The organism is Streptomyces sp. NBC_01171, from assembly GCF_045039805.1.
Lineage (GTDB): Bacteria > Actinomycetota > Actinomycetes > Streptomycetales > Streptomycetaceae > Streptomyces.
In genome coordinates this window covers 62,486-74,949 of record NZ_CP108609.1, presented here as the reverse complement: position 1 = coordinate 74,949, position 12,464 = coordinate 62,486, and the positions used below count along the sequence as shown (strand labels likewise).

Here is a 12,464-nt window from a genome sequence, read left to right as displayed (position 1 = left end):
GACCGACTCGATCGTCTGCCTTCACATGGAGGTGTTCTCGATCGGCTTGCCGATCGGGATGGTCTCCCCGGAGAAGCCGTCCGGGGTCATGAAGAAGGCGTTGGCCACCGAGGCCTCGGTCGGCCCGTACTCGTTGAGAACGGGCGTCGCGGTGTCGAGAGCGCGCCAACGCTGCAGCGACTGCACCGGGAAGAGGTCCGCCCCCACAGCGAGCAGCCCCGCCAGGCTCCGCGCCCCGCTCGCATCGGTCATCGAGGTGATCAGGTCGAGCTGGCCGGGCGTCAGCTTGATGAAGCCGTACGGACCCGAGGACAGTACCTCGGATATCTGCGCCGGAAGATCCTGGTCGTCGGGGACGAGCCGGACTGACTGGCCGCACCACAGGGGCGCGTAGATGTTGGGCACCACCATGTCGAAGCCGACCGAGGAGAAGAGCGGAGCACCGTCGGTGCCGAGCCTGGTGTAGGTCTCGACGGCCCAGTCCAGGTAGTTCGCCACCCCGTGGTGCGGGCACAGCACGCCCTTGGGTCGGCCGCTCGATCCGGACGTGTAGATGACGTAGGCCAGTTGTTCCGGCCTGACCTCCTCGTCCAGGTTGCCCCGCTCGGCCGGGCCGGCGGTCGCGACCGACTCCAGCAGCTCGTCGACGCACAAGGCCGTCGAGCCGGTGAACTCCTTGTCGTCGAGGTGGGCGGCGTCCGTGATGATGACCGTGGGCCGCACGTCCTCCACGATGTGCCGCCGCCGCTGGACCGGGTCACCGGCCGACAGCGGCACGTACGCGCCACCGGCCTTCATCACGGCGAGGAAACTGACCAGCAACTCCACGGACCGCGGCAGGCACACGACGACCAGGGACTCGGCTCTGACGCCGTGGGCGCGCAGCCGGCGCGCCAGGACGTTCGCGCGCGTTGAGCTCCTCGTAGGTCAGCTCCAGACCTCGGGCACGCAGCGCGATGCTGTGCGGAACGAGTGAGGCCTGGGCCTCGAACCCGCCGTGGATCGTCGTGGCCCGGATGGCACGACGCGGGGCCCACCCCGCGAGGGCGCTGTGCGAGGCCAGGGCCCCGCGAGCACGGTGCTCCGCTGCCGGAGCGACCACCGCTGTGCCGGGCCCGGCCGCCAGATCCAGAGATGTCGACTCGCTGGACTCCGTCATCATGTCTCCAAGCTTTGATCGGCCGATATCTGACTCAACCCCTCGTTCGCGCAGCCCGGATCGTGGAACTCGAGCAGGGCACGATCACTTCGGCAGCTCGCACTTCGGATTTCTGTGTGCCGTGACGCCGGCTCTGTCGTCGGCGCCAGGCGCGAGAGGCACCCCAGCAGTGATGTGTGATCAATCGATCTGAGCGGACCCGACAACTGCTGCGGCGCTCCACAGGTGGGGGAGGCTGCCGCAGCGGACGCGAGGAATATAGGTGCCGACGAGCCGGCCCCGCACTCTCAGGCAGCCCCGCGCAAGCGCTGCGGTCCTCCTCGGAAAGAGAGGTATCCGCTGCTCACCGTGCTCTGTCTCCTCCACGAAGACGAAGTTCCAACTCAGTTCCACCCGGAGGGTGACAGGGATCGAGTGCGCACCGGCGGCACCGCATCCGACGCCGCGCGGCCCCCTCCGGGCGACGACGTGAATGTCAGACAGGCTTTACGGCGCGGATGAGGCAGACTCCGCCGGGGTGACGTCCGGGCTCCGCCCGGCTCGTTCCCCACCGCGGTGGCGGTCCATCTCACGCCATTCCGGGCGCAGGCCCGTAAGGTTGGTCGTCAGGAAATACACGGCGCCCGCGATCAGGAGCGCGGGAGTGAGACCCGTTCCCGCCACGACGGCGCCCGCGAGGAGACCGCCCAGGGGAATCCCGGCCCAGGTGATGGCGTCGCCGATGCCCTGCGCCCTGCCCATCATGTCCGGGGGTATGCGTTCGTACGTGACGGCGCCGATGATCGGGTTGATGAAGCCGCCCCCCAGGCCGCCCATGCCTATCACCGCCGCCACGCACCACAGCGGCACGTCCGCCGTCAGGATCAGGAACCGCGGTGCCCCGGTGACGAGCCAGCCGAGGAAGAACACCGGCCGGCGCCGCAGCCGATGGGCCACCGCCGCGGCGACGAGGCTGCCGACCGTCGCCGTGACGCTGAACGATGCCAGCACCAGCCCGATCGTGGCAGGACCGTAACCCGACCCCGCGGCCCAGACAGGAACCAGTACGGCCACATACGCTGCGTCCAGCAGATTCGTGACGCCGAGCATGGCGTAGAGCGCCAGCAGTACCGGCTGCCCGCGCAGAAACGCGAAGCCCTGCCGCAGGCTGTGCCAGTATCCCCCCTGGGTATCGTGCCCGGTCTCTTCCTCTCCCTTTCCGGCAGGGTGCTTCTGCGGCCGCCCCATGCCGCTGGGCAACGCTACGGCGATGATCAGCGAACCCAGCGCGAAGCAGGCGGCGTTGACGCCCAACCCGACCATGGGGCCCACCAGCCCCACCAGAGCGCCCCCGGCGGCAGGCCCCACCGTTCCCGCCAGTCGATCGAACACGCCCTGCAGCCCGGTCGCCCGTTCCAGCGGCACTCGGCTGAGTTCGGCCGCCTGCGGGATCATGACGTCCTTCGCCAGATCCCCGGGGCTGCGGACCGTGCCGATGACCGCGACCAGGGCCAGCAAACCTCCGAAGGAAAGCAGGCCTTCGGCATGCAGCAGGGGAATCAGCAGGGCGGCAGTCGCGCTGACGACATCCGCGATCCAGGAGATCCGGCGGGGCCCGATCCGGTCCACCGGCGGCCCGGCGAAGGCCTTGACCACCACATAGGGACCCATCTCACAGAAAGCGACCAGACCGGTCTGCGTTGCGCTGCCGGTCGTGACAAGCACGAACCACGGAATGGCGATGGCCGAGATCCTGGTACCGCTGTGTGCGACCAGCAGTGCCGCGAGAACCCCTCCGAGCGGCCGTAACCGCCCCCGGTCGGCGGCTTCGGTCTGTCGGTAGCGCATCAGTCCTCCTCCTGCGGGGGGCTGTCGCCTTCGGGCAGCACCTGGAAGTTCACCCACACCCGCTCGGTTTCCTGGGAGTCCTCCTCAGCCGAAGCCCGCGGGTACCGGTCGATCACGGACAGGATCTCGCTGCGCAACTCCTGGGCCTGCGCAGGGGTGAGGCGGAGCGTGGCGTCGCTCATGTCGAACACCTCCCGCCACGGCCGGGGCAGCGTCTGCAGACCATTGAGCCCTTGCTGGGTGCGCAGGACGTACGCGCTGTGCACCGACCGCAGGTAGGCCAGCGCCGCCTCCGGCTCCCGCTCGGCGAGATCCTCATGGTTGAAGCGCGTCAGCTGGTGGACCGAACGCCACCACCGTTCCCGTGCGTTCCCCCTCCCCGTGTCCTCCGCCACGAAGCCGGCCGCGGCGAGCTGGCGCAGGTGGTAGCTCGCCGTACCGGAATTCACGTCCAGCCGCTCCGCGAGGCGGGTGGCCGTCGACGGGCCGTGCTTCCGCAGCAGCCCGACCAACTGCACGCGCACCGGATGCGCCAGGGCACGAAGCCCCTTGGCATCCAGAACAACCGAGTCCTCTTCACCGTCCGGGCCATCCGGCCTCTCCGCTGCATCCGCCATGTGCCGTACGATATTCCGCAAAGAGTTCTTCGCAAAGAGTTCTTCGCGAAAAATTCTTTGCGGTTCCGTGGCGAGGACCTCCTCGCGCTCGCCGACCCCAGCGACGACAGCCGCTTCCCGTCCGTTGTCGTGGTTCGTTCTTTTTGATCGGTGGCCGGAGGGTTGAGCTGGGCTGATCAGTTGGCTGATTGGGTTCGGCGGTGTGGTGGGCGCCGGCGCCGAGTTCGCGTCAGGAGCCCGAACGTGCGAGCACCTTCTGGACAGTCGGGCCGGGCGCCATAAGCCCGTGTCGGACCGCCGGCTCCATCGATACGCCGCTGGAACGAGACAGGGCCTTGGCTCCGCGAGAGTAGAAGCGTCAGAGGGTGTTCAGGTCTTGCGTCACAACATGCTCTTGAACACCCTGTGCTCATGCCTGACCGTCAGCCCATGACATAGGACTTACTCGTCTAGCAGGTCCCGGCCCGGCTGTAGGCGCCGAGGCCCTCCAGCGCGGTGAAGTTCGACTCGTACGAGGTGTAGATCTCCGGCGTCCCGCTGTACTTCAGCAGCGCCTCGTCGTTGGCGTGCAGGGACTGGGTGGTGTAGTTGAGGCTTCCCGTCCAGATGATCTGCTGCTCGGTGCCGAGGTAATCGGCGTTCACCACAAGGTACTTCGAGTGCAGCATGGCAGCGGGCGGAGCCGTCTTGTCGAACTTGTAGATGGCCACGCCGTTGTGCGGGCCGCAGGCGCTGAGGGCGTTGACCGTGGTGTCGTCGGACGTGCCCTGGTCGGTGTAGGCGACGTGGACCGTGCAGCCGGCGTCGTCGAGGCTCTTCAGCTTCTGCGCGACGGCCGTGTCCTTGATGTCGTACATGGCCAGATGCACGCTGCCGTTGGTCGAGCAGTCGATGTTGTTGAGGATGTCGAGGACGACGTCCTTGCTGGTGTCCTGCTGAGGGAAGAAGTACGACTTCGCGCTGGTGCCGGTGGTGGTGTTGGTGCCCGTCGCCGTCGTGTAGTCGACGCTCGACGCCGTCCCGGACATCTGGCCCGCCTTCATGGCGGTGAAGCGGTCGATGTAGGACTGGTAGATGTCGGGCTGATCGACCACGGTCAGCGCGTTGTTCCAGGCGTTGATCCCGCCGTTCACACCCGAGGTGACGGAGATCATGTTGGCCGACGACTGGACCACCACGTTCGAGCTGCCCGACGTGTTCGTGAACAGGTAGAACTTGTTGTGGTTGATGATGCCGCCGCTGGGGTTGTGCTCGATGCAGCCGCCGTTGCAGAGCAGGACGTACGACTTGGCGGCGGCGTCCGTCCCCAGAACGGCCGCCAGGTCGGTGGTCGTCTTCTGGACGTTCGACGACGGCGCGTAGTCGTCCGCGACGATCTTGACGTTGACGCCGCGGTTGTAGGCGGCCACCAGGGCGTCGTAGTAGTCCTGCGAGTTGAAGGCGTAGAAGGACATGCGGATCGTCTCGCCCGCCGGGGTCCCGTTGATCAGCCCGATGAGGTAGTTCTCGATCGCGTACTCGCTCGTCGCGTCGTTCGGGTTGTTGAAGACGACGTTGTTGGTGAGCGCCGCGGCCTGGCTCGGCGTTCCGAGACCGACGACGGCGCCCAGGGATATCGCCAGGGCCGTGACCAGATGAGTGAAGCGAAGTCGCAGGAGTGTATGCACAGCACGCCTATTCAGACAGCCCGAAAACGGGCGGTGGGTTCATTCGTGGGCATTGCGAGCACGTCGAGCACGGTGCTCGCGCATGAGCATAGGGGCCTGCACGCTGGGCAGATGAGCGCGGTCGGCGCCCCGACGAGGGGCCCGGCTCCGCACATGACCACGCGTCAAGTCCTTGCCCATTCCAGCCGTCAGGCGGTCAGGCAGTCGGACGACCGACTCGGGGCAACCTGCCAGTGCCAGCACCCGGCATCGCCGCCGACCGCGGCCCGGACTGAGTTTGGTCGTTGGTCGGGCACGGCAAGCCTTGCCGAGCGTCTGTGCGGGGGATTGTGGACCCAGCGCCCGCAGGAATAGTCCCTGCATCGAGACCGAGGCCCCGTACGAGGCACCTGCCCTCCGGCGGCCGGTCCGTGTCGAACGTGAGCGGGTCTTGCCGTTGCCCCCGGCCGCTGCCACTCGGCCACGCTTCACGGGTATACCCGTGACCAGAAGCTTTTGATGCCAGGCGGCCGCTCGGAGTGGCCCGGGGCCGCCGTCCGGCCAGCCCGTCACCGTGCCCTGTGCGGCTACGCCGCACCTTCCTGCGCCTGGATGCGCGCCCACTCCAGCGCGAGCCCGGCGAGCTTCTCAAGCTGCTCCCGACTCAGCCCCGCCCGACAGCTACGAGCCGCGCTCAAGGCCGCCCTTCTCGAAGGCGCGCCGCCATGAAACACCGCCCACGTCCGCGGCGACGGTGCCCTGCGACCGCAGGGGCAACGGCCACTGTCAGACCCAGGTGGCAGCATCACCGAAGTGAACGCCCTGAGGCGTCCTCAACTCACCTCCGTAGCGAACGAAGAGGAGCATTCCCCTTGCGACTGCATCGCGTAGCGCCCGGCATCGCCGCGGGCATCCTTGCCCCGGCCCTCCTGCTCGCCACTCCGTCCTTCGCCGCCACGGCGGCACCGACCGCGGTGACGGTGCCCGCGGGGTCCTCATCCGCGGACGAGCCGGACGCCGACGACCTGAGGGTGGCCATAGTCCGGATCATCGCCGACCCGGACAGCGGCCGGCGTGTGACACGAGAAGCCAATGCCCTCCTGGACGCCAACGACCCCGAGGCGATGCGCGCCTGGCTGGAGACCGGCTACCGCATCGCCCAGGCCGAGGACGACCGCGTCGCCATCGCCCGCATCCTCGCCGACCCGTCCATCAGCCCGGCCCTGCGAGCGGCAGCCAACGCCGCCCTCGACGACAACACACCAGAAGCACTGCGCCACTTCCTGGAAGTCGGCAGGTACCAGGTCGCCTGACCGGCACGGCGCCGCACCACAGCGCGTCGCCCGGGCGGCACCCCCTGCCGCACGCACGGTCGCCGGAACGCCGAGAATCCGGGCGGGGCCGCCTGCACCTCCGTGCGCCGGCGGCCCCGCCCGGCAGGCCCGGTGTCGGCTCGGCGCCCTCCGCAGAGCTCTGTGGTCTCGCCGCCTGGTGCGGCATAGGCCACCGACACCTCCGACAGCAGAAAGCACATTCTTCGATGACCACACAACCCGTACGCACCGAGCGCAGCGGTCCGCAGACCGCTTCCGTCGTGACCGACCTGCCGTTCAAGCCTCAGCTCGTCAAAGCGGTGTTCAGGGACGTGACCTCGTTGCACGTCTCCCGGCCGGCCGCGTGGGCCGCCGCGTCGGTGACGCGGACCGTGCTGACGGAGATCATCGACGGCGCGAGAAGCGCGGCGGCCGAAGATGCCAGGAAGAGGCTGATTCCCAGGGACCTCATCTCGGCGATCGACCGGAACGTCGATGTGGAGGTGGGATCGGCGTGGTACCTGCACAGCCCGACCTTCCACGGCCTGATGGGCGAGGTGCGCAACGCCGATGGTGCGCTCGTGTCTCTTCGTGAGCGCCGCGGGGCGCGTACACCGAGTGGTGTGGCTGGCGCCCACCGGTTCGAGGCCGGGGTGAGAAGGCTGCTGGGGAGCCGGGGGGTGAGGGCGGTCCCGGCGATGGTCCGCGACCTGGACGGAATCGCGAGCGTGTTCCTGACGGCCCTGGCCCGGGACGCGGCCAAGGTCGTCCGCGAGGGCGGGGTCAAGCGGTTCGGGACAGTCAGTCTGGTGGTGCCGGGCGAGCCAGCCCCGGCCCCGCTGCTCAAGGACCCCCTCCTCGCCCTGTCCACCCGCCGCGGGGACGGGCGGACAGTTGGCGGGGACGACGTCCTGGCCGCCGTCACGATGCAGCTGTTCGGCGATCTCAGGCAACGCGCCATCACCGAGGCAGCCGAGATGACACGGAACACGTCGGCCAACTGATCGGGCCCGCCCCTGCGCTCTGCCCACTGCGCACGGGTCGTGAGCCGGACACGGACTCCGCCGGCGCTGCACGATCTTCTGGGATGGGAGGAACGCAGCGACTCTGTTGCGATACTCGTCTGCGGTTCGGCGCGCAAGGCCGAGTCGGGGCGTTCGAGACGCGCCACTTCACCTCGCTCGTTGAGGCGGATGGGGCCACCAGCGGGTATCGCCGGGGACGCCTGATTCTGTGAGCGCGTCCTGGGCAATGTCCAGTTCATCAGGCTTCCGCCACGCGTACGGCGCGTGGCCCTGAGGGCGCAGCCACGGAAAGTAGTGGTCGGAGGTGACGGAGAAGTCGAACCCGACCTCCTCGGCACGCGCCACGTGGCCGACCAGCTCATGGGGCCCGGCCTGCTCGGTCATCGTCGTGTATCCGATGTGCACCATGACCTGCGAGTTTCCACCGGAGGCAGCCGAAATCGGCGGGTCAGTCCGGCCCTGGCCGGAACGTCGTGAGGAACACCTCCAGTGCCTGCCGGTTCACCGCCGCGCCGAAGTCGGCGGCCGGGGTCGTCCACCGCAGGGAGAAGCCGCGCCGGCCGCCGAGGAGGAAGCCGCGGCCGAACGTGCGCACCCGGTCCTCACCGGTCCCGGAGAGCCAGTCCATGTCGGCGGCGCTGCGTCCTTGGTACGTCGTCGCCCGGATCTCCCCGACCCGCCGGTACCCGCCCGTCCGCTTCAGGCCGGGCTCGACCTCGTCCCGCCACACGGCCACCGGGTCCGGCCCGACGCGTTCGCTGTAGGTGACCGCGAGGGTGCGCGCGTCACCGCTCGCGCCGAACGTCACGCGGTAGGCCGGACCCGGTACCCGCGTGGTGCGCAGCCGCGACCAGTCCGCGGGAAGGGCGACGGAAAACCCCTCCGGGGCCCGGTACAGGTGGTAACCGGACGGCCTGGCCGGCGGCGTGGCGGTCGCGGACGGCTGCGATGGACCGCCCCCGGCGCTCCCGCCCGGCGGCGAGGCGGTGGCGGAGGCGGGAGGGCGGTTCGCCGTGCCGGCGGCGGAGGAGCCCCCGGAGCCGGTGCCGGGCAGCCGGTGGGCCGCGGCCAGGACGGCGAGACCGATGGTGACGACGGCCAGGGCCGTGCCCGCGGCCAGGGTGCGCCGGTTCCAGGACCGGCCCGCGTGCCGGGCCGCGGCGCAGACACCGCGCAGCCGGGTCCGGGGCGGCGCCGCGCCGACCGTGCCGGGATCCTCCCTGAGGGCGCGGGCGAGCGCGTCACGGACCACGGGAGCGGAGAGCCGCTCCCGCGCGTCCTTGCGGAGCAGACCCTGCACGGCCTGGGCGAGCGGCCCGGCCCGCAGCGGGTTGCGCAGCGGCAGCCGGTCCACGCTCCTCAGCGTGGCCTCGAAGAGGCCCCGGTCGCGGAACGGTGGGCGGCCCTCGACCATCGTGTACAGGACCGCGCCGAGCGCCCACAGATCGGTCGCCGGGCCGACGCGCTCGTCCCGGGCCTGCTCCGGGGAGGCGTACGACGGCGCGGTGAGCCGCGGCGCCAGGGTCGCGCCCACCAAGCCGTAACCGGCCACCACGACACCGCCATCCGCGCGCACGAACACCTGGCCGGGGCTGAGCTCACCGTGGGTGATGCCCTCGGCGTGCGCTGCCTCCAGCACGTCGAGCAGTTCCAGCCCGATGCGGGCGGTGCGTACGTACGAGAACGTGCCCTTCTCGGTGACGAGTTCGCCCAGCGGCGTGCCGTCGATCCACTCGGTGACCGTCCACAGCGTGCCGGCCTCGGTGACCGCGTCGACGACTGTGGCGACCCGGCCCGGCCGCAGCAGGCCCATGGTCTCGGACCTCCGCAGGACGCGACCGGTGATGCGGCGGACGGTGTCCTCGTCGGCACCTTCCGGGAGGCCGACCTGCGTCAGCAGACGGGGGCGCTCCGCCTCGACGTCCTCGCCGTACCAGCAGACGCGGTTCGTCTCGCGGTGGACGACCTCGAGGATCCGGTAGCGTCCGGCGATCAACTCGTGTGCGGAGACGTGCGCCTTGCCCATGGTCATCCCTCGCTGAAGCCCTGGCTCTCACCTTTCCCTCTGGTACGGGGGTCGCGGGGGAGTGCGTTCAAGGCATGTGCGACCACACGGCCGTTCCTGCCTTTTACTGATCGTTTCAGAATGAGTCGAGCTGTGGGTCTTGTGCTCGACGATCCTGGGTCGACAGGGTGTCCGGGTGCGTGCTGATCTTGTTCCTGACGACCTGGCAGAACCACGCGCGGGTGCTCGGCGATCGGGTGGAGCAGGGTCGGGTCAGCGGGAACGGGCGGCATCGCGGAGGCGGTTCCCCTCTAGCGGACCGGGAGCGACAACTGTCGCATGCCCAGTGCGAGATCCTCGTCGAGCGTGCCATCGAGCGCGGTGAACTCCCCGCACAGGACACTGACGCACGGAGCTTGCTGATCGCCGCCACGGCGCCGCTTTACCACCAGCTAGGGCGCGTATCGAGTCGTGATCAATGGGTGGTCCAGGGGAGGTCTTTGATCCAGATCATCGAGGCGCGCAGGTAGCCGACCACCACGGGAGCCCTTCTTCTTCCGGTTGGCGGCCTGGTCCTTCTTCTCCGGGATGACGGCCTTAATGTGCCGTTTGTGCAGGTGGGCCCGGTTACCGCGGGACGAGTAGGCCTTATCCCCGGCGACAGCGCCCGGCCGGGTGCGGGGGCGGCCGACGGGCCCGCGGACCCGTATCTTCTTGAGCACGGGAATGAACTGCGGGCTGTCCAGCAGGGCTTCGAAGATGCCTGGGTCACGCCACTGCCGGAAGCGGTTGTGGACGGTCGACCAGGCGCCGAGCTCGGTCGGCCTCTCGCGCCACTGCCCGCCCGTCTTGAACCGCCAGATCACGCCCTCGAACTGCTGTCGCAGCCGCTCGGGGTACGGGCCGTACTCGCCGATCGACAGGTACGGCGCGACGAACTCCCATTCGTTGTCGGTCAGTTGCACTCGCGTCACGTAAGAAGATCTAGCGTCCCCGCATGAGCCACCGCCCACGGAGAACGCACCACCGGGGGCCGGAACGGCCCTCGGAGCGAGGTGGGGTGCCGGCCGCCAGGAATAGGAACGGCGAGCCAGGGCCTGGGGTTCGGACCGTGGTCCGTATGAGACCGCCTGCGGGCTTCAGCCTGCCGACGTGCGTGCCGTGCCCCTGGTGCGGATGTGCTGACTGAGAAAGAGAGCGGCGCGGTCCAGTGCCTCGTCGGCTTCGTCCAGGACGCCGGCGAACGCCTGGAAGACATGTGGAACGTCAGCGGTGATGTCCAGGATGACGTCCACTCCGGCTTCCCTCGCGCGCGTGGCGATGCGTGTGGAGTCGTCCAGGAGTATTTCGTTGGTGCCCGCCTGCAGAAGCATCGGAGGGAAGCCGGTCAGGTCGGCGAGGGTGGCGGGGCTGAGCATGGGCTGATGCGGATCCTGTCCCGCGAGGTACATGGTCCCGGTGTGTTCCAGGCCCTCACGCGTGAAGAACGGGTCGATGCCCGCCTTGGTGTCCATGCTCTCGCCTGTCCGGGTCATGTCTAGTCCGGGGGAGAACGCCACGATTGCGGCGGGCATAGGCAGGCCCGCGTCGCGGGCGGCGAGGCAGGTGGTGACGGTGAGGCCGCCGCCGGCGGAGTCCCCGGCGAACGCGATCGCCGAAGGGTCTTCGCCGCTGTCGAGAAGTGCGCGGTAGGCGCTCACTCCATCCTCGATCGCGGCCGGGAACGGATACTCAGGGGCGAGCCGGTAATCCAGGGAGAACGCCCTGAACCCTGTTTTGACCACCAGGTTCCCCGTCAGCGACATCGCCGTCTCCGGTGAACCGACCACGTAAGAGCCGCCGTGAAAGTAGAGGATCGTCCCGGCCTTCGGAGTGCCGACTGGCTCGACGAGCACCGCGGGGCGATCGCCGAGCGTCGCAGTCCGGGTGCGGATCCCAGCCGGGACGATCATTTCCCCCATCGTCGCCCTGAACCCGGCGCGGATCTCCTCCACCGACCGAGGGGCCTCCGGCTGAGGCCGTCGGACCATCGCGTCGATCTCCGCGCGCTGCCGCCTGCTCATTGTCGCCTCCATCGCGAGTGCATGCCAAAGAACTATATGCCCAGGCATTTAGGTTAGAATATATGCCATGGCATCTAAGTCAAGGCGTGGCCCGATCGACCTCCCGGGCTTCTTCGCCGATCTCGTCCGCTGCGAGACGCGCCTCTACAACGCGCTGAACGACCGCCTTCGCGAGCGGCACGGGATCGTCACCTCGCAGTTCGAGTTCCTGCGCTTCCTGCGCGACCACCCCGGGTCCCGGGTCGCGGACCTCGCCACCGAATTCGCCATCGGGATCGGCGCGACCAGCAAGGGCATCGACCGCCTGGAGAAGCAGGCATGGGTCATACGGCGAACCAATCCATCGGATCGCCGCTCATCTCTGCTGGACCTGACCGCCGGAGGCCTGCAACTCGTCGAGGCGGCGGAGGCGACCTTCACCAAGACACTGACCGAGCTGACCGCAGACGTCCTGGACGGTCCCTCGGGACCGGCCGCCGCACAGATCTTCTCGGAGTTGCGCTCTGTACTCGAACGCGACCAGATCGGCCTGCCCACAGGCTGACCGGCATGCGCATCCAGTGCGACTGCCCGTAGCCGCGTGATCAGCGTTCGTTACGAGGGTGAACCCCGCGGATTGATCACGACTCGATACGCGCCCTAGTGCTCCTGCGTGCCGATCCGGACCCGCAACTCCCGAAACGGACTGTGGAGGCTGCGGTCCTGGCGGCTGCCGCGGGTGCCTTCTCCGTCCGTCGGGAAGAGAGCGTGTGATCGAGGAGACAGGGAGCGAACGCAAGCTCAATCGCGCACCGACGGCAATCCTCGTC

At 68.9% G+C, this 12,464-nt stretch carries 8 protein-coding genes and 4 pseudogenes; 4 read left to right on the top strand and 8 right to left on the bottom strand.

Going from position 1 to position 12,464, the window contains the following annotated elements; genetic code table 11:
* Positions 1–21: 21 nt before the first annotated feature.
* The 4 genes and pseudogenes from OG448_RS00380 to OG448_RS00365 form a co-directional block, all read right to left on the bottom strand.
* Positions 22–900, bottom strand: a pseudogene (locus OG448_RS00380) (AMP-binding protein); the annotation flags it as partial.
* Positions 901–1,645: 745 nt separating this feature from the next.
* Entirely contained in the window at positions 1,646–2,986 is a 1,341-nt protein-coding gene (locus OG448_RS00375; RefSeq protein WP_405550518.1) for an MFS transporter, read from the bottom strand.
* Positions 2,986–3,603: an ArsR/SmtB family transcription factor gene (locus OG448_RS00370; protein ID WP_405550517.1), complete on the bottom strand. Its 618-nt coding sequence runs from the start codon at positions 3,601–3,603 to the stop codon at positions 2,986–2,988. The genes OG448_RS00375 and OG448_RS00370 overlap by 1 nt, the downstream gene beginning before the upstream one ends.
* 449 nt (positions 3,604–4,052) lie before the next feature.
* Complete coding sequence (locus OG448_RS00365; RefSeq protein WP_405550516.1) at positions 4,053–5,270, bottom strand: phospholipase D-like domain-containing protein; 1,218 nt, start codon at positions 5,268–5,270, stop codon at positions 4,053–4,055.
* Positions 5,271–6,121: 851 nt separating this feature from the next.
* Here OG448_RS00365 and OG448_RS00360 point away from each other — a divergent pair.
* Both OG448_RS00360 and OG448_RS00355 read left to right on the top strand, forming a co-directional pair.
* Positions 6,122–6,562, top strand: a complete 441-nt coding sequence (locus tag OG448_RS00360) for an ALF repeat-containing protein (protein ID WP_405550514.1) — start codon at positions 6,122–6,124, stop codon at positions 6,560–6,562.
* A gap of 227 nt (positions 6,563–6,789) precedes the next feature.
* Positions 6,790–7,566 (top strand): hypothetical protein, encoded by a 777-nt coding sequence (locus OG448_RS00355; RefSeq protein ID WP_405550512.1) that lies wholly within the window; start codon positions 6,790–6,792, stop codon positions 7,564–7,566.
* Positions 7,567–7,836: 270 nt separating this feature from the next.
* Here OG448_RS00355 and OG448_RS00350 read toward each other — a convergent pair.
* Both OG448_RS00350 and OG448_RS00345 read right to left on the bottom strand, forming a co-directional pair.
* Positions 7,837–7,995: pseudogene (locus tag OG448_RS00350) on the bottom strand (LLM class F420-dependent oxidoreductase); the annotation flags it as partial.
* Between the two features lie 40 nt (positions 7,996–8,035).
* The gene (locus OG448_RS00345) at positions 8,036–9,619 is read right to left on the bottom strand and encodes a serine/threonine protein kinase (protein WP_405550510.1); all 1,584 of its coding nucleotides are present in this window, start codon (positions 9,617–9,619) and stop codon (positions 8,036–8,038) included.
* A 311-nt stretch (positions 9,620–9,930) separates the two neighbouring features.
* Between OG448_RS00345 and OG448_RS00340 the strand changes: the two are divergent.
* Positions 9,931–10,047 (top strand): annotated as a pseudogene (locus OG448_RS00340) (TetR family transcriptional regulator); the annotation flags it as partial.
* Positions 10,048–10,122: 75 nt separating this feature from the next.
* On the opposite strand, the pseudogene OG448_RS00335 reads toward OG448_RS00340, so the two are convergent.
* Both OG448_RS00335 and OG448_RS00330 read right to left on the bottom strand, forming a co-directional pair.
* Positions 10,123–10,566: pseudogene (locus tag OG448_RS00335) on the bottom strand (transposase); the annotation flags it as partial.
* A gap of 165 nt (positions 10,567–10,731) precedes the next feature.
* On the bottom strand, positions 10,732–11,655 hold the full coding sequence (locus OG448_RS00330) for an alpha/beta hydrolase (protein ID WP_405550509.1): 924 nt from the start codon (positions 11,653–11,655) through the stop codon (positions 10,732–10,734).
* A gap of 67 nt (positions 11,656–11,722) precedes the next feature.
* On the opposite strand from OG448_RS00330, the gene OG448_RS00325 reads away from it, so the two are divergent.
* Entirely contained in the window at positions 11,723–12,199 is a 477-nt protein-coding gene (locus tag OG448_RS00325; protein ID WP_405550507.1) for a MarR family winged helix-turn-helix transcriptional regulator, read from the top strand.
* Positions 12,200–12,464: the final 265 nt, after the last annotated feature.

Excerpts from the sequence above, each read along its gene's own strand:
- OG448_RS00375 (WP_405550518.1), bottom strand. The coding sequence starts at position 2,986 with ATGCGCTACCGACAGACCGAAGCCGCCGACCGGGGGCGGTTACGGCCG.
- OG448_RS00325 (WP_405550507.1), top strand. The coding sequence starts at position 11,723 with ATGGCATCTAAGTCAAGGCGTGGCCCGATCGACCTCCCGGGCTTCTTC.
- OG448_RS00330 (WP_405550509.1), bottom strand. The coding sequence starts at position 11,655 with ATGAGCAGGCGGCAGCGCGCGGAGATCGACGCGATGGTCCGACGGCCT.
- OG448_RS00355 (WP_405550512.1), top strand. The coding sequence starts at position 6,790 with ATGACCACACAACCCGTACGCACCGAGCGCAGCGGTCCGCAGACCGCT.
- OG448_RS00370 (WP_405550517.1), bottom strand. The coding sequence starts at position 3,603 with ATGGCGGATGCAGCGGAGAGGCCGGATGGCCCGGACGGTGAAGAGGAC.
- OG448_RS00345 (WP_405550510.1), bottom strand. The coding sequence starts at position 9,619 with ATGACCATGGGCAAGGCGCACGTCTCCGCACACGAGTTGATCGCCGGA.